Source organism: Amycolatopsis sp. Poz14, from assembly GCF_006704225.1.
Lineage (GTDB): Bacteria > Actinomycetota > Actinomycetes > Mycobacteriales > Pseudonocardiaceae > Amycolatopsis > Amycolatopsis nivea.
In genome coordinates, this window is record NZ_JACLHD010000001.1 from 9,174,039 (window position 1) to 9,190,650 (window position 16,612).

The 16,612-nt window shown below is 67.5% G+C and carries 18 protein-coding genes and 1 pseudogene; 3 read left to right on the top strand and 16 right to left on the bottom strand.

Annotated features, from left to right (window positions below):
- Window positions 1-118: 118 nt before the first annotated feature.
- The gene (locus FKO37_RS42510; protein ID WP_238608037.1) at window positions 119-850 is read left to right on the top strand and encodes a phosphotransferase family protein; all 732 of its coding nucleotides are present in this window, start codon (window positions 119-121) and stop codon (window positions 848-850) included.
- A 16-nt stretch (window positions 851-866) separates the two neighbouring features.
- Window positions 867-2,036: a GyrI-like domain-containing protein gene (locus FKO37_RS47670; protein ID WP_308196575.1), complete on the top strand. Its 1,170-nt coding sequence runs from the start codon at window positions 867-869 to the stop codon at window positions 2,034-2,036.
- On the opposite strand, the gene FKO37_RS42525 is transcribed toward FKO37_RS47670, so the two are convergent.
- The 3 genes from FKO37_RS42525 to FKO37_RS42530 all read right to left on the bottom strand — a co-directional run bounded on the left by FKO37_RS42525 (window position 1,996) and on the right by FKO37_RS42530 (window position 3,561).
- Window positions 1,996-2,871, bottom strand: coding sequence for a nuclease (locus tag FKO37_RS42525; protein ID WP_238608038.1), 876 nt, complete (start codon window positions 2,869-2,871; stop codon window positions 1,996-1,998). The two genes, FKO37_RS47670 and FKO37_RS42525, sit on opposite strands and share 41 nt — an antisense overlap.
- 117 nt (window positions 2,872-2,988) lie before the next feature.
- Window positions 2,989-3,114, bottom strand: a complete 126-nt coding sequence (locus tag FKO37_RS47340; protein WP_255409804.1) for a hypothetical protein — start codon at window positions 3,112-3,114, stop codon at window positions 2,989-2,991.
- 51 nt (window positions 3,115-3,165) lie between these two features.
- Window positions 3,166-3,561 (bottom strand): cupin domain-containing protein, encoded by a 396-nt coding sequence (locus tag FKO37_RS42530; protein WP_238608039.1) that lies wholly within the window; start codon window positions 3,559-3,561, stop codon window positions 3,166-3,168.
- 62 nt (window positions 3,562-3,623) lie between these two features.
- On the opposite strand from FKO37_RS42530, the gene FKO37_RS42535 reads away from it, so the two are divergent.
- Window positions 3,624-4,094, top strand: a complete 471-nt coding sequence (locus FKO37_RS42535) for a MarR family winged helix-turn-helix transcriptional regulator (protein WP_238608040.1) — start codon at window positions 3,624-3,626, stop codon at window positions 4,092-4,094.
- On the opposite strand, the gene FKO37_RS42540 is transcribed toward FKO37_RS42535, so the two are convergent.
- The 13 genes and pseudogenes from FKO37_RS42540 to efeU form a co-directional block, all read right to left on the bottom strand.
- Complete coding sequence (locus FKO37_RS42540) at window positions 4,095-4,901, bottom strand: nucleoside-diphosphate kinase (protein ID WP_238608041.1); 807 nt, start codon at window positions 4,899-4,901, stop codon at window positions 4,095-4,097.
- Window positions 4,898-5,728, bottom strand: a complete 831-nt coding sequence (locus tag FKO37_RS42545) for a spermidine synthase (protein ID WP_238608042.1) — start codon at window positions 5,726-5,728, stop codon at window positions 4,898-4,900. Before FKO37_RS42545 ends, FKO37_RS42540 begins: the two co-directional genes overlap by 4 nt.
- Window positions 5,725-6,102: an adenosylmethionine decarboxylase gene (gene speD, locus FKO37_RS42550; RefSeq protein WP_043839628.1), complete on the bottom strand. Its 378-nt coding sequence runs from the start codon at window positions 6,100-6,102 to the stop codon at window positions 5,725-5,727. Before speD ends, FKO37_RS42545 begins: the two co-directional genes overlap by 4 nt.
- A 75-nt stretch (window positions 6,103-6,177) precedes the next feature.
- Window positions 6,178-7,245, bottom strand: a pseudogene (locus FKO37_RS42555) (type III PLP-dependent enzyme); the annotation flags it as partial.
- A gap of 24 nt (window positions 7,246-7,269) precedes the next feature.
- On the bottom strand, window positions 7,270-8,049 hold the full coding sequence (locus FKO37_RS42560) for an aminoglycoside N(3)-acetyltransferase (protein WP_238608043.1): 780 nt from the start codon (window positions 8,047-8,049) through the stop codon (window positions 7,270-7,272).
- Between the two features lie 189 nt (window positions 8,050-8,238).
- Window positions 8,239-9,429 (bottom strand): cytochrome P450, encoded by a 1,191-nt coding sequence (locus FKO37_RS42565; protein ID WP_238608044.1) that lies wholly within the window; start codon window positions 9,427-9,429, stop codon window positions 8,239-8,241.
- 14 nt (window positions 9,430-9,443) lie between these two features.
- Window positions 9,444-10,259, bottom strand: coding sequence for an ABC transporter permease (locus FKO37_RS42570; RefSeq protein ID WP_037812077.1), 816 nt, complete (start codon window positions 10,257-10,259; stop codon window positions 9,444-9,446).
- Window positions 10,256-11,215 (bottom strand): ATP-binding cassette domain-containing protein, encoded by a 960-nt coding sequence (locus FKO37_RS42575; RefSeq protein WP_238608045.1) that lies wholly within the window; start codon window positions 11,213-11,215, stop codon window positions 10,256-10,258. The genes FKO37_RS42570 and FKO37_RS42575 overlap by 4 nt, the downstream gene beginning before the upstream one ends.
- A gap of 21 nt (window positions 11,216-11,236) precedes the next feature.
- Window positions 11,237-12,082 (bottom strand): DUF4097 family beta strand repeat-containing protein, encoded by an 846-nt coding sequence (locus FKO37_RS42580; RefSeq protein WP_238608046.1) that lies wholly within the window; start codon window positions 12,080-12,082, stop codon window positions 11,237-11,239.
- A 78-nt stretch (window positions 12,083-12,160) separates the two neighbouring features.
- Entirely contained in the window at window positions 12,161-12,682 is a 522-nt protein-coding gene (locus FKO37_RS42585) for a YlcI/YnfO family protein (RefSeq protein WP_238608047.1), read from the bottom strand.
- Between the two features lie 139 nt (window positions 12,683-12,821).
- On the bottom strand, window positions 12,822-13,226 hold the full coding sequence (locus tag FKO37_RS42590; protein ID WP_238608048.1) for a MerR family transcriptional regulator: 405 nt from the start codon (window positions 13,224-13,226) through the stop codon (window positions 12,822-12,824).
- Between the two features lie 42 nt (window positions 13,227-13,268).
- Window positions 13,269-14,501, bottom strand: a complete 1,233-nt coding sequence (gene efeB / locus FKO37_RS42595) for an iron uptake transporter deferrochelatase/peroxidase subunit (protein WP_037812184.1) — start codon at window positions 14,499-14,501, stop codon at window positions 13,269-13,271.
- Between the two features lie 19 nt (window positions 14,502-14,520).
- Window positions 14,521-16,554, bottom strand: coding sequence for an iron uptake transporter permease EfeU (gene efeU, locus FKO37_RS42600; RefSeq protein WP_238608049.1), 2,034 nt, complete (start codon window positions 16,552-16,554; stop codon window positions 14,521-14,523).
- Window positions 16,555-16,612: the final 58 nt, after the last annotated feature.

Consider the following 16,612-nt stretch of genomic DNA (forward strand, 5'->3'; position numbering starts at 1 on the left):
CGGCGGCGGTGGGGCCGGGCGGACAGCCTCCGCGGGAGGGGCGAGTGCTGGGGGTACTCGCCGCGGCGCGCCGGAAAATGGGGCGACGCGAGTGATCGTCTTCGTGACAATCGCGGCCATGGAGGAAGTCGAAGTCATCGTCGCCCACCACGAACGCGCGACCCTGCGCGTCGGCGACGTGTTCCTGAAGGTCGACACCGATCAGGCGCGCGCCGACGCCGAGGTCGCGGCGATGGCGCTGGCCTCGGTCCCGACGCCGGAGATCCTGTGGCGGAAGCCGCCCGTGCTAGCGCTCGCCGCCCTGCCCGGCCGCGAACTGGGCCGCCCTGGCACACCGTCGACCGCGTCGCCCGAGGCCTGGGCCGCCGCGGGAGCCGCCGCCCGGAAACTGCATGAGGCGCCGCTGCCGCCGTCGCCCGGCTGGGACCCCGACGAACTCGCCGCGGAGCTCGACCGCGAATGCGCGTGGCTGATCGCGAACGACGCCCTCCCCGCCGACCTGGTCACCCGCAACCACCAGATCGCCAAGGCGGCGCTGCGGCCGTGGACCCCGGTGTTCACCCACGGCGATCTGCAGGTCGCCCACATCTTCGTCGTGGGCGACGAGGTCACCGGCGTCCTCGACTGGTCCGAAGCCGCCCAGGGCGACGCGCTCTTCGACCTCGCCGCCCTGACCCTCGCCCACCAGGAACACCTCGCCGACGTCGTCGCCGGTTACGGCACGGACATCGACCTCGACGTACTCCGCGCGTGGTGGTCGCTGCGCAGCCTCCGGGTGGTCCATTGGCTGCTCGGACACGGCTTCGACCCGGCACCGGAGGTCGCGGTCCTGGAGGCACAGCTATTCTAGTACTAGAATAGCTGGCGTGCCCGCCCTCACCGACGCCGAACTGACCATCCTCGGCCTGCTCGTCGAACAACCCCGGCACGGCTACGAACTGGAGCGGGTGATCGAGGACCGCGGCATCCGCGCCTGGACCGCGCTCGGCTTCTCCTCGATCTATTACGTCCTCGACAAGCTGGCCAAACGCGGCCTGATCGAAGCAACCGGCGGCCCGCGCTCCGGGAAATCGCGCGCGACCTTCCAAGCCACGCCGTCCGGGGTCGAACTCTGCGCGGACGCCACCCGCGAAGCGCTCACCATCCTGACGCCGGTCCACGCGCGCGTCCTCATCGCGATGGCCAACAGCCCGGGCCTGCCGGACGCGGAGGTGCATTCCGGACTGACCACTCGGCTCGCCGCGGTGCGCGAGCAACTCGCCGAAGTCCGAGCGACACGCGCCCGTCAAGAACCCCTGCCGGACGCCGCGGCGGCGATCTTCGACTACAGCGAAGCGATGCTCACGGCCGACCTCACCTGGACCGAAAGCGTCCTCGCCAAGGAGACCGCGATGGAGAAGTACGACGTCAAGAAGGCCCACCGCGCGCTATACGCGCCGTCGTCGAAGGACTTCACCGTCGTCGACGTCCCCGCGCTGCAGTACCTCGCCGTCGACGGCCACGGCGACCCGAACACCGCGCCGGAGTACACGAACGCCGTCGAAGCGCTGTACGGAATCGCGTATTCGGTGAAGTTCGCCAGCAAGAAAACCCTCGGCCGGGACTTCGTCGTCGGACCGCTCGAAGGGCTGTGGCGCGCCGACGACCCCACCGTCTTCCTCACTCGGGAAAAAGCGAAGTGGGACTGGACGATGATGATCAATCAGCCGGACTGGGTCACCGAGGAGATGGTCCGGGAAGCCGCCGAAAGCGTCGCGAAGAAGAAGGACAACCCCGCGCTCGCCGGCGTTCGGCTACGCACGCTGACCGAAGGCACGAGCGTCCAGATCCTGCACCTCGGCTCGTACGACGACGAAACGCCCACGCTGCACCGGCTCCACGACGAATACCTGCCCGCGCACGAGCTGACCTTCAACGGCGACCACCACGAGGTCTACCTGAGCGACCCGCGCCGCACCGCACCCGAGAAGCTGAAGACCGTGCTACGGCAGCCGGTCAGGCCTCTTCGAACACGATCTGCTCCGGCGGAGTCGTGAGCTTCAGCGTCTGCCGCCGGACGGACAGGAGCGTGTGGAGTTCCGTCGCGTGCCCGTCCGGGATGGTGAAAAGCCGGTCGTTGCGGGTGTCGATGTAATCCGCGAACCCGGCGAGCGAGACACCGCCGGTTTCGTCGAGACTCAGGTAATCGGCCAAACGGCGGAACAGTTTCGGCAAAAGCACCACGTCGTCACGCAATTGGGCGCGGCTGCTCAGCTTGAATCCCTTGGTGGTGACGTCGTGCTCCCACACGCCTTTGCCCGCAGTGCGCGCCGCGACCGCCGCGTCGGCCATCGTCTGCCGGAGGTCCGGGTAAAGCTTGGAGTAGAACGTCGGATACGCCAGCCCGGTTTCGAGAAGACGGAAATTCGCCGACGCCTTCAGCGCTTTCGGGTCGAGGTGCACGCTCCCGCCGTCCGTGGAACGCCCCGCGCGCTGCCCGGGAAACGCGAACGCGACCGCACGGCCGTACTTGTCGGCGAACCGGGTCAGGATGTGCCCGCTCGTCTCCCCCGGCGTACTGGTGGAAACGCGGCCGCCTTCGTCGCGCTCGATCTTCGTGAAACCGAGGTACCGCAACAGTTCCGCCCCGGCGGCGTCCGCCAGTTCCTTGGGCTGACGCCACAACTCGGCCCCGGCGACCCTCGGGCGGTAATGCGTTTCGAGCGCGTCGATCCCGTCGAGGCGCAACTGCACCCCGCCGCGGGAATTGGTCCGCACTTTGAGGTTGGCGGCGGAAAACGCGTCGGCGCGGTCGGGATAGAACCGGACCGAATCCCCGTCCGGGGAGGCCCCGACGACCCGGAACTGACCTTTGATCAATGTCAACGGCACGAGAATGACGGTAACTGCCGGAAGGGCCGGCAGTTACCGTGTTTCCCGAGCCGTCACCGACCGGTCACTCGTGTTGTTACCACTTGTCACGCAGCGGATTCCTCCGTGCGTGCGGTGTTACTGGCAGGCTTCGCAGTCCGGGTCGTCGATCCGGCAGGCGGCGCCGTCGACGAGCGGGAAATCGAAGTCGTCCAGAACGGGAACGACCGCGGCGGACTCTTCTGGCGTAGTGGGAGCAGACATATCCGTTGTAGCGCCCAAGATCGCCGAACATTCCGTGACGCCCGCCACAGCTCAGGCGACCCAGCCCGGAAGAATCTTGTCCCCGTCCGCCGTCGCACAGGCCGGCACCACACCCGTCCGATACACCCGCGTGCTCCCCGGCGCACACGCGATCGCCACCATGCCGCTCCGCGCGTCCGCCCGCACCTGCCGCTCCGCGTCCGCGGGCAGCACCACCGTCTCCCCCTCCTGCACCGCCTCAACGACACCGCCCACGGTGATCTCCGCCGCGCCGCCGAGGATCGTCCACACCTGCTCGGTGTCGAACGCGTGCACCGGCCCGACCGCGCCGGGCGCCATCTCGACTCTCCAGACCGCCTGCTGACTGCCGCCCTGCGTCGGCGAAGCCAACGTCGTCATCACCGCGTTGGGCGTCTCGGTCCGACGGCTGTCCCGGATCACTGTCATGCTGCTCTCCCCGTTAAGATAGACAATCAGGTTGTCCATATAGTCAACGAGGTTGTCTACCTATGTCAAGCGATCCACCCGGATACGAGCTGCCGCTGCGCCTGCTGTTCGCCTTCCGCAGCCTGATCGACGACCTGCACGCCGAGCTGGCGAAGCAGGGCCACCCCGGCCTGCGCCCGATGCACGGCTTCGTCTTCCAGGCAATCGGCCCGTCCGGGACCACCGCCGTGGAACTGGGCCGCACGCTCGGGGTCACCAAGCAGGCCGCGGGCAAGACAATCGACACCCTGGAGCGGCTCGGATACGTCCACCGAGAACGCGACCCCGAGGACGGCCGCCGCATGCTGGTGCGCCTGACCGACCACGGTCTCGACTGCCTGACCAAGTCCGCACAGATCTTCGACCAGCTGCGGGCTGAGTGGGCTGAGACCTTGGGAGCCGGGCGGCTGCGGTCGATGGAGGAGGATCTGCGGAAGGTCGCTTCGCCGGAGTCGGCAAGGCTGGATCTGCCGGGGTGGTTCTCCGGGCATTGATCACGTGTCGTGCGTGTCGATGACCAGCCTCTCGAGCTGCGAAACGAAGATGCGGTGCTCAGCAAGCACAGCCTGTTCCGGCGGCACTCCGGCTAGTTCTCCGAGGCCGAGAGTGGTGAGCCGCCGCTGGATCGACGGATTCGCCCGCTCCGCTGCCCGCCGACGTTCACCGCTGGTCCGGCACTCAGCGATCCGGTGATGCTCGTCTTCCAGGGCGGCTTGGAGGTCCTCGTCAGCAGGCGCGAACTGCTGCGCGATCCGCCGCCGGATGCGATTGACCGCCGCGGGGTAGGAAATCGCCTCCCAGCCGTGGGTCGCGGGAAGACTGGCGCGCACCGCCGCCGCCCCGCGCAGCACGCCGGGAACCGCCTCGGCACGGTACCGCTCAGCAGTCTCCGGACCGACCAAAATGGACAGTTCGCGCAGCGCACTGGCTGGATCGTCCGGGCAGTGCAGGAGATTGAGGATGACGTTCTCCCCGAGGTGCCGCACTGTCCCCGGCTCCGCGGCGTCCGGCCGGGTCGCGCCCTTGCAGCGCGTCAACGTCGCGCAAGCGTCCCCGTCGGCACGATGCAGCAGGAGCAAACACGCCGCTCCCGAGCCGTAAAGCCGCGCGAACGGGTCGTTCTCCAGATCAACCGCTTCCGACGCCCGGTACACCCGCATCATCGTCGGCAGATCCAGCTGAAGCACCCGACCCGTCACCACGACGAAGCCATTGCGCTGCACCAGATCCACAATGGAATCGAACGCGTCACTGACCACTCCGTCCGGAGTGATCAGCGCGAACGTCCACACATCCGTCACCGGCGAAGGCTGATCGGCGGAACCGTCGCCCCGCGCAACGTCAGCGCGTCGACCGACACCGGCCGGTACGGCAGCGTCTCCAACAGCGCCACCATGGTCTCCAGCGGCGCTTCCACGTCCGTCCCGAAGAAAAACGCCCATTCGTGCTCCGGTGACCCGAAGTAAACCGGCGTCGGGAAGACCTCCTCGAACCGGCGCCAGCATTTCACCAAGGTGGAGTTCCGCCACAACGTCGGGCACCCGCCCTGATACGCCACCACCCCGCCAGGCGTCAGCAACGAGCGGCATCGTTCCAGAAATTCTTTGCCGTACAACCGATTGTGCTGAGCATCGGTGCCATCCTGCTCATCCGGCAGATCGACCAGCACCACGTCGTACTTCTCCGCACAGGTGTGGACGTACTCCCACCCATCAACGTAATGCACCCGAACCGGCCCCTCGCCACGCTCCGCCCGAGCCAGCTCAGCCGACGTGTACCCGTACGGAAGATGCTCCGCGCACAGCCGAACCGCCTCGGCGTCGATGTCCACGTGATCGACCGAAGCCCCCGCCTCGGCCGCGATCTGGCATACCACGCCTTCGCTGGACCCGACCACCAAGACCCGGTCCACAGTGGACGCCAGCAGCAACGCCGGAACCAGCAGCGCCTCGTGATATACCAGCTGACTGAACTCGGTGCTCTGCCGCTCGTCGTCGCAGAACAGCGAAATCCCCTGCGCTGTCTTGCCGATCACCAGGTGCTGATAGGCAGTTCGCGTGTCGACCAGCACGTCCGAGACGTGCCACGTCCGGGTCAGTCCCGCGCCGACTGGTTCCTCGATGTTCAACTGTCTTCCTGTCCTCTGTGGATAGTGGTGACCCGCGAAACGCTCGCGCCGAGCAAGTCCCGCAACAACTGAACCGCCTGCTCCGGATCCGCCTTGTGCCCGCACGTGAACACATCCACGAACGCCGACCCGCGCTCCGGATACGTGTGGATCGAAGCGTGGGACTCCGACAGCAACGCCATCGCCGTCACCCCGTGCGGTTCGAACTGCTTGTACGTCAGCTCGCACACCGTCGCGCCGGCCTTGTCCAGCACTCGTTCCAAGCTCTCGCACAGAAACGCCGGATCGTCGAGCAGCTCCGCGGACACTCCGGAAAACTCAGCCAGCACATGTCGTCCAGCGAATTCCCCGACCCCGCCGGGCTCCCCGCCGATGAAGTACGACCGCAGCGGCGGAAACCCGTTGAACGACACCGAAGAATAGCTTTGCGTGTACGCTCCAGCGTCCGGAATATCGACGTAATCCCCAGCCCGCAACGCCAACGGCAACCGATACGGCGTGCGCTGATAAAGCACGTCGTCCCCGTCGCACGTCGGCCCCGCAACCACGACAGGCCCATCCGGACCGCCGTCATGCGCGGTGACCAACCGGTACGCGATCGCCTCGTTCTCCGTCTCGGCGAGCCCGCCGTACCGGCCGATGTCGAGGTACACCCAACGCTTCTCATCCGCTGCGGACTTGCGCGACACCAGCACGACCTCGCTGCGAATCACCCCAGCCGACGCCACCACTGCCCGCCCCGGCTCGAACGACAGCTCAGGCGCCACCGCGAAATGCCGCCCGAGGGCGTCGCGAATAACCGCCGCGTACTCCTCCAACGGAGGCGGCTCAGTCAAATACCCAACGGGAAACCCACCGCCGATATTCAACCCCCGCAAGCAAACCCCGCGCTCCGCGACCGCGTGAGTCACCTCGCCCGCGGCAGCGATCCCGACTTCCCAAGCCCGCGGATCGACATGCTGCGACCCAACGTGAAACGCGACCCCCTCCGGATCCAGCCCCAGCCCCGCCGCCCGAACCAGCAGGTCGACCGCCATCTCGGGAGCACAGCCGAACTTGCGCCCGAACGGCGTCTGCGATCCAGGACTGTCCACCAGAATCCGGCACGAGACCGTCGCCCCCGGCGCGAACTCCGCGATCTTCTCCAGGTCCTCGAGGCTGTCGAAGGTAAACCGCCGCACCCCCACGCGATGCGCGAACTCGATGTCCCGAGCCTTCTTCACCGTGTTGCCGTAAGACAGCAACTCGGGCCGCACCCCTTGCGCGAGACACAACTCGATCTCCTCGCGCCCCGCGACATCGAACCCGACCCCCGCCTGCCGAAGAACCCGCACGACCTCCGGCACCGGATTAGCCTTGACCGCGTAGTACATCCGCGCTTCCGGCAACGCCTGGCCGAGCCGCTCGCAGTTCCCGCGCACCACGTCAAGGTCCACGACCAGACACGGCGTCGACGGCTGCCGCTCCTCCAGGAACGCCCGGCAACGCTCCAGCACCTGCGAGAACCCTTCAGTCACAACGCCCGAGTATAGGTGCCAGCTTCACCGAAGCAGCTCCGCGAGCCTGCGCCGCGCGAACCCTACGAACGGTACACAGTCCATTACTTGACACTCCGCGCTCCCGATCTTCCCCCGCCGGACGCCGCCCGTCGCCTCGAATTCCGCCCCGACCTGAGGAAAGAACCGCCCGTTGTCGTCCCCGACGTCGTCGGTCCGCACCCACACCCGCTCCCCTTCCACCAGGTACGGAAACCGCCGAACCTTCCGCCGATGATGCGGGACGAGCGATTCGGCGTAGTGCAAGAACGAGTTCCGGTCGTGCCCGACCCCGAGCAACAAGATCCGCGCGCGCTCCCGGTACAACCACTCGAACGGCGACCCCCGCCCCACCGCATACGCCAGCGGTTGCCGACCAGCAACCTCCGCCGCCCGCGCCCCCACCGCCGCTACCGACGCCTGCGGATGCCGGCTGCGACAGCTCCCCTCCCACCCCAGCACCGCGTTGGGAATCGCCCCCATCGGTGTCGCCAGCCCCTCATGAAACAGCGGCACCCTCCCCCGCGCCTCGTCCACCTCGACGTCCCCCGCCCCCACGTACTCCGGAAACGGATCCGCCACCTGCGGCGTAAACGCAGGCACCACCACCGTCCCCTCGGGCCCGACCGCCCGCAACACCCCTCGCACCACCGCGTCCGCCCCGCCATCCACCTCCCCCAACGCAGACAACGACGAATGCACCATCACCACCCCGCCAAACGAAACCCCCAACTCCCGAACCCCCGCACACACCACATCCGCATCTACCACAACCACAACAGCCACCAATCCCCATAACTCACCAAGACGACCACTCCACCCCCATCCCCTCGCCCCCGCCGCAGTTAGCACTGGCTCGGCGCTGTCAAGGGTGGCCGCGCCAGCGGTCATCGCGCAGCGACGCCGAAGGCGCCCTTGATAGCGCCGAGCCAGTGTTAAACAATCAAAAGCGAGGGAGCCAACGCAACCACAAAATCACCAAGCGACCGGCAACCGCGAAACCCCATAAATATTCTGCAACTCAGGCCGCAAAACAACCTCCCCCGCCACTCGCAGCTCAGGAAACCGCCGCACCAACGCAGGCAACGCCACAGTCATCTCCACGCGAGCCAACTGCTGCCCCAAACACTGATGAATCCCATGCCCGAACCCGACATGCCCCACCGCGCCCCGCCGCACATCGAGCTCATCCGGCCGCTCGAACTTCAGCGGATCCCGATTAGCCGCCTGCACCGACAGCACCACAGACTCCCCAGCCCGGATAACCTGCCCGCCGACCTCGACATCCTCCAGCGCACTCCGCACCCCGGTATGCGCGATGGACAGATACCGCATCAACTCCTCAACCGCCCCGCCAGCAGCCTCCGGCTCATCCCGCACCGCCGCCCACTGCTCCGGATGGCGAAGCAACGCATAAGTCCCCAACGCCAGCATGTTCGCCGTGGTATCCAGGCCTGCCGCCAGCAGGAACGTCCCCAGCCCAGCCAATTCCTCGTCAGTCAGATCGCTGCCGGTCAGGTCGCTGAACAAATCGTCCGTGGGCGCGGCCCGCTTAGCCGGTACCAGCGAAGCCACATACTCCTGCAGCTGTCCATAAGCAGTCATCCTCTCCGCTTCGGAAAGATCAACATCACTGATCGCCGCGGCATACCCCAGAAACGAAGCCCGATCCGAATAAGGCACCCCGAGCAGTTCGCAAATCATCACCGCAGGCACCGGATACGCGTAAGATTCGAGCAGATCGACCCCCGGCCCGGCCTTCTCCATCGCGTCCAGATACTCGCCGGAAACCTCGGCCACCCGATCGCTGAGCAACCGCATCCGCCGCACCGTGAACTTGCCCGTCAGCAGTTTCCGGAACCGCGTGTGCTCCGGCGCGTCGAGTCCCGTCATGTCCCCCACCGGAGCCGGCGGCAATTCCGGGAACTGCTCCATCCCGGGAAACGGGTAGTGCCACAATTCGTACCGACTGCTGAACCGCTGGTCCGCCAGGATCGCCCGGACCTCCGCGTGCCCGGTGGCCAGCCAGCCGACGTGCCCGTCCGGGAACGCCATCCGCGTCAGCGGAGCCCGGTCCCGCACCGCGGTCAGCGACGGCGGAGGATCGAACGGGCATCCCCGCGCCCGCCCCATCGGAACCCCTTGCACGATCTCTTCGCCAGTCATCCCCCATGCCCCCTTCAGTGTGCGTATTCGCGATTGAAAAGCTTCTTGGACCAGAGATAGCCGCCGACGCCCATCACGGCGCACCAGCCGAGCGCGAACCACAGGTGGTTGCCCAGCGGCTTGTCGAGCAACAGCGCACGCAGGGTCTCGATAATCGGCGTGAACGGCTGGTACTCGGCAAACCACCGCAGCGCACCCGGCATCGAGTCGGTCGGCACGAACCCGCTGCCGAGGAAAGGCAGGAGCAGCAACGGCATCGGCGTGTTGCTCGCCGATTCGACGCTCTTGCTCACCTGTCCGAGCGCGACACACAGCCACACCAGCGCGAGTGCCACCACCACCAGGAATCCGACCGCCGCGAACCACGAACCGACCCCGGCGGCGGGCCGGAACCCGACCAGCAACGCGACCCCGGTGACCACCACGAGCCCGAACAACGCTTGCAGCACACTGCCGAGCACATGCCCGGTCAGCACCGAAACCCGCGCGATATGCATGGTCCGGAACCGGGCAATGACCCCCTCAGTCAGGTCCATCGCCACCGAAATCGCCGTTCCCTGCACGGTGGCGGTAATGGTCATCAGCAGAATCGTCGGCGCGACGAAATTGGCGTACTCGGCTCTGCCTCCTCCCGCACCGCCTAACCCCGCGCCTAGAGTGCCGCCGAAAACGTAGACGAACAGCAGCAGGAACACGACCGGCATGCCGACCAGCATGATCGTCAGCGACGGATACCGGAGCATGTGCTTGAGATTCCGGCGCAGCATGGTCAGCGAATCGCGCACCGGGTGGAACCGCAGATCTGGTCCGGCGAGAACGGGAGCAGTCATCGGGAAGTCACCTTTTCGTCAGTGGGATTGCCAGTCAGGGCAAGGAAAACGTCGTCGAGATCAGGGGTGTGCACGGACAGTTCGCCGACCTTCACCGGCAACGCATCGAGCCGGTCGATCAACGCCTTGAGCGACTGCAGGCTCCCGTCGCTGGGCACGCGCAGCACCAGCGCGTCGTGCTGCCGCGACGCCTCGCTCAGCGCACGCTGCGCCTCCGCGAGGTCCGCCTCTTCCTCGAAGCGCAATTGAACGTGTCCGCCGGGGATCTGGCGCTTCAACTCTTCCGCCGTGCCCTCAGCGACAATCCGCCCGTGATCGAGCACCGCGATCCGGTCCGCCAGTTCGTCGGCCTCTTCGAGGTATTGCGTGGTAAGGAAAATCGTGACCCCGTCGGCCACCAATTTGCGCACGATCTCCCACATCGCCCGGCGGCTGCGCGGGTCGAGGCCGGTGGTCGGCTCGTCGAGGAAGATCACCTGCGGGCTGTCGACGAGCGTCAGCGCCAGGTCGAGCCGGCGGCGCATTCCGCCGGAGTACGTCGACACCGGCTTCTTCGCCGCTTCGACGAGATCGAACTGTTCGAGCAGCTCCGCCGTTCGCTGCCGCCGGGCAGTCCGGTCGAGGTGGTGCAGATCCGCCATCAGCAGCAAGTTTTCCTCGCCAGTCAGCAGATTGTCGACGGCGGAGAACTGCCCGGTGACCCCGATCGAAGCCCGCACCCCGTCCGCTTCCGCGACGAGGTCGTACCCGGCGACCTGCGCCGCACCGGCGTCGGCATTGATCAAAGTGGACAGAATCTTCACCGTGGTGGTCTTGCCCGCGCCGTTCGCGCCGAGCAGCGAGAAGACCGTGCCGCGGGCGACGGTGAGGTCGATGCCGTCGAGCACGACGTGGTCGCCGAAGGATTTGCGGAGTCCGGTCGCGGCGATCGCGGGCCGGGAATGGTTGCTGGACATAGGTTTCCCCTCAGATGTGAGTCAGGAGCGGTGGATGACGATTTCGCCGAACGCCGTGTGCCCGCGGACCTCGACGGTCTCCTTGGACTCGCCCGCGCCGGCCGACGTCTCCAGCTGGTTGCGCACGTGGCCGAAGTTGGTCTTCACGTCGAGCCAGGCCGCGGTGCCCTCGGCGATGCCGATCCGCAGGTCGCCGATCGCGCTCTCGAGCAGGACCGAACCGCGGACGACCTCGCCGAGCCGGATCGCCCCGTTGGACGTCTTCGCGTCGACCCCGGAACCGGCGTGCTCGACGGTGATGTCGCCGTTGGCCGCGCGCACCCGGACCTCGGCGCCGGCGGACTCGATCGTGGTTTCGCCATTGGAGTTCTTGACCGCGACGGTCCCGTCGATCTGCCCGAGCCGAACCTTCCCGGACGACGTGGAGACCTCGGCGTCGCCCGCGACCCCTTCGACCGTCACATGGCCGACCGAGGTGTCGACGCGCAGCGGACCGGTGCGGTCGAGGCTGACGTTCCCGGCCGCGGTCTTGAACCGCGACTGTCCGAGCTGCCCGGTGCCCTGGAACGCACCCGCCTGCACCTCGGCGGTGACCCGCGAGCCGGTGGGCAGTTCGACCGTCACGTCGACCGAGCGGGTCTTGCGGGAGAAGTCGAACGCCCGCATTCTCGGGCCGGTGATGTGCAGCGTGCCGTTGCTGTAGTCGACGCGGACCTGCTTCGCGGTCTTCACGTCGGACGAGTCCGCCTCGTCGGTCGGCCGGACCTCGACGACCGTGTCGGCACGGTCGCTCGCGGCGAACCGGACCTGGCCGACGCCCAGGTCGAGGGTGACGGAAATCGGGTCGGGCGTGTCGAATTTAGGCATGGTTGTCCCCACATTTCGGATAGGTGTGCCGTCTCCGCAGGTCAGAGACGGGTGAAGGAGTGCGCGAAGAAGAGAGAGCTACCGGACCCAGCCGGTGAAGCTCTGCTTGGAAAACGTGCCGCCGGGCGGGTCGAACCGCTGCTCGCGTTCGGGCCGCTGCTGCAGCGCCGCGGTGGCCGCCCGGACGAGCCAGGCGTTGACCGAACGGCCCTCCTTGGCGGCGGCCTCCTCGACCGCGGCCTTGAGCTGTTCGGGCAGCCGCACGTTGATCCGCGCGGACGGACCGTCCTCGGAGAACAGCGGTTCGGCCTCCGGAGCCGGGTCCGCCGCGGGTGCCGGAGCCGGAGCGGGTTCGGCGGGCGGCGCGGTCACGACGAAGTTCGGGTCGCGGCCACGCAGGCGCAGTTCGACCGAGCCGGGCGCGAGGTCCCGGGTGATCTCGTCGACGGCGCCGGACAGGGTGTCCAGGAGGGTCATCCGGATCGCCGATTCGAGCGATCCGGTCAGCCGCTCGACCAGCGCGCGTCCCTCTTCGCCGCCGGCCTCGGCCAGCGTCGCGAATTCCCGCCCGAGGTTGCTTACGTACGTGGTCAAGTCCATGGCACCACTATGGCACACGCTTGGCACCACCACAAGCCACCATGGCTCAATTTGGCACCACTATGGCACTACAGTTAGCGAAACCCCAGTTCAGAGGGTGGTGCCACCTCGGAAAAATCCGGTGCCACGATGGCACCGACTACTGGGCCGCCTTGGCCACCGGCAGCTCCACCCCGGCCCGGAACCCAGGGCACTCGTCCAGAGGACCGTCGTGCCGGCACGTCATGAGGTGGTGCAGATAAGCCTGCGCGTCGAGCAGTCGAGTCACCTGCTCCTGGATCGACTCGATCCGGGCGGTGACCGTGCTCCGCCAGTCGTCGGACTGGCCGTGGACCCCGAGCAGCGCCGCGATGTCGTCGAGGCTCAGCAGGCCGGTTTCGCGCCAGGTGCGGATCAGCGCGATCCGGTAGAGCTGGTCGCGGTCGTAGAACCGCCAGCCGGAGCGGCGGTGCGGCTCGATCAGGCCGCAGCTCTCCCAGTAGTGCAGCGTCGACACCGGCACGTCGAAGCGCGCCGACACCTCGCCGATCGAGTACAGGTCCACACCTCATTGCACCGCACCTCGACCACTCGAAGCAAGGTTAGCCTAACCAAACAGTCCGCTGGCGTACCAGTCGGCCTGGTCACGGACGCCCGGCAGCGTGAAGAAATAGCCGCCGCCGAACGGCTGGACGTAGTCCACCAGGGGTTCGCCGGCCAGCCGCTGCTGCACCGTCTCGAACTGCCGCCGGACGTCCTGCTGGTAGCAGACGAACACGTGCCCGGCCTGGAGTTCCCCGTTCGCGTCCACGCCGAGGTCGTAGTTGTAGGAACGGCGGACCAGGCGCTGGTTGTCGGTGGCGGGCGTGCGCGGGTTGGCCATGCGGATGTGCGAGGTCAACGGGATCACCGCGCCCTTCGGGTCGGCGGCGTAGTCCGGGTTGTCGGTCTCGGCGTTGCCGTCCAGCGGCGCGCCCGAATCGCGGCGGCGGCCGAACATCTTCTCCTGTTCGTTGATCGACACCCGGTCCCAGAACTCGACCAGCATCCGGATCAGCCGCACCACCTGGTAGCTGCCGCCGCGCGCCCACGCGGGTTCGGCCGGATCGTCGACCCACACCAGCCCGCTCGCCTCGCCGCCGACCGGATTCGCCGTGCCGTCCTTGAATCCCAGCAGGTTCCGGCCCGCGCCGGACGGCCGCGGCGGCGGGTTGTAGCCGTGCATCTTCCACCGCAGCTGCATCGCGCCGCGGGTGTGCCGGGTGAGGTCGCGGAGCGCGTGATGCACGGTGTCCGGGTTGTTGGCGCACAACTGGATCAGCAGGTCCCCGTGCATCCAGGCGGCTTCCGGCGCGTCGTCCGGGAAGATCTTCATCGGGGTCAGCTTTTTCGGTTTCCGCGCAGCGAGACCGACGCGGTCGAAGAGGCTCGAGCCGAAGGAAACCGTGACGGTGAGACCGTCGGCGACGACGGACGGGCCGAGCACCTCGCTGTCCGACGGCGGCCGTCCGACGCCCAGATTCGGCGGCGTGCCGCCGGCGGTGAGGAACCGGGCGCGGTCGGTGAGCGTGTGCAGGAGCGCGATCAGGTCCGTCTTCGAGCCGCTGAGCAGGTCGAATGCCACGAAGGCGGCGGAAGCCTGCTTTTCGACCGGAGCCGGAGTGAGCACGCCGGACTGGTTGGCGCCGTGGAACGGATACTCCGTCGCCGGGGTCGGCGCGGCGCCGGCGGAGCGTTCGTCGGCCTGGGCGCCGCCGATCAGCACGCCTCCGGTGAGCGCGGTGCCTGCCGCTCCGGCGGCCGCGCCTTTCAGGAAGTTGCGGCGATTGACGTTCGTCACTTCGGGATTCACCAGCCGATCAGTGGCTCGGAGGAACTTCGAGCAGAGTGGGCACCGCGGACAGCGTCTCGACGACAGCTCCGGCCGCGCCGTTCACCGCCTGCCGCTGGGCGAGAGTGGTGGGCGCGTGGTTGACCAGCGCCTCGTGCAACGTGGTGAGCTGCTTTTCCGCTGTCTGGACCAGATTGGGCGCGCGCTCATTGAGCAGCGGAGTCAGCTCAGCCAGGATTGTACGGGTGACGTCGACGTCGGCATCCGTTGCGGGGTAAGCGGTTCCGCTGCCTTGGTCGTCCATTCCGGACAGATGATCGCGGATCGCGTCTTCGAGGATTTCATGCGCGCGTATCGGCAGCTTCGTGGGATCGCCCGCGACGTCGTCAGTGGCGAGTTTTCCGCGCAGGGCCGCGAGATCCCGGGTGAGCTGGTCGGCGACCGGGACCAGGGACGCCGGAGCCTGGCCGTGCCACAGGCCGTACTCCAAGCGGTGCAACCCGGTGAAGCCGGGATCAGCTGTGTTGGCGGGCAGCCCGTTGGGCAGGCCGTCGACCGCGGTACCCGCGTCGCCGAAACTGTTGTAGGACGCGCCGACTCGCTCCCACGCGAGCTGCGCGGTCAGCCAGTCCTTCTTCGCCGCATCGGTGTTGTTCGCGGCCAGGTCCGCGCGGACCGTGCCCACCGCGCTCGACACCGTGCCGAGTTGCTGGGCTGCGTAAGCGAGATATTTCTGATTCGGGCCGGTGAGATCTTCAGTGGTGACCGGTTTGACCGGAGCCGGACCGTCGTTCGCCGCCCCGCCGCTGACCTGCACCGGAGCCGACGCGGTGGTCGCCTGTCCGGACATCAGGCAGTGGAAGGTGTAGGAACCGTCGGCCAGCGTCGCGGACATCGTGGCACTCGTGGCCGGGCCGATCGTCTCGATCTCCGCGACAATCCCGCCGCTGCTGTCGTCGAGCCGAATCTCGCCTGCCTTCGCGGTTTTGTTGGTCACCGTGATGCTTTGCGTTCCGGCCTGCGCGGACTTCCACTCCGGCGCGCAGTCGTGCTCGGACACCGAGATCGTGGAACCCGTTGCGGCTCGGGGAAGTACGGCGATCACCAATGCGGCCACCGCGACGGGTGCCAGCACCAGCGCGCCCGCGACGATCGCGGTGTGCTTGCCCGCCAGCCGTTCCCACTTCCCCGCCGGCGCAGGTTCGCTTTCCGGCTTGCGCTCGACGGGCTGCCGACCGGCCTTGACGAACAGCGGGAGCACGACGGCGAGGTAACCGAGCCAGGCCGTCACCTGCAGGACGGTCATCCGGGGCGTCAACTCGGTGACGCCGCTGATCAGCGAAACCCACCACGAGTTCGGATCGAGCGTGCCGGTGAGGTCGAAGGCGACCCAGCTCTGGCCGGGCAGCACGCCCCCGTCCTGGAGGTCGCCGAGGCCATAGGACAGAACGCCCGCCGCGATGACGATCAGCACGAATGCCGTGCGGCTGAAGAAAACGCCGAGGTTGAGCTTTACCGCACGGCGGTAGAGCAGCCAGCACAGCAGGATCGCGAGGCCGAGCCCGAGCGCCGCTCCGGTCAACGGCGCGACCGTGGTGCCGGACGCTTTCACCGCTGTCCAGAGGAACAGCGTGGTCTCAAGGCCCTCGCGGCCGACGGCCAGGAACGCAGTGAGCGTAAGCGCGCCCGCGCCGATCGCCACCGCGCGTTCGACTTCGCCGCGCAATTGTGCGGAAAGCCCCATCGCGGTACGTCGCATCCAAAACACCATGCCGGTGACGAGGAATACCGCGAGCACGCTCAACGAGCCGCCAACGATCTGCTGCGCCCGGGAGGATAGGACATCGGTAGAAAAGGTGAGAATTGTGGCGAAACTGCCCGCTACGGTCACCGCGCCCAGCACGCCCAACCACACCGGAGCGGTCGAAACCGGCCCCGCTGTGCCATCTTCCGGCCGCCGGATCTTGCGCAGCGCGGCCAGCAGGATGCTCACCACGAGGCCCGCTTCCAGCCCTTCGCGCAAGCCGATCATCAGGTTCGGAACCGCGTCTGCCCACTGCACGCAGATTACGATAGGCAAACCTAAATTAGCGGTCGAGAGCGGGCTGGGAAACGGTTCT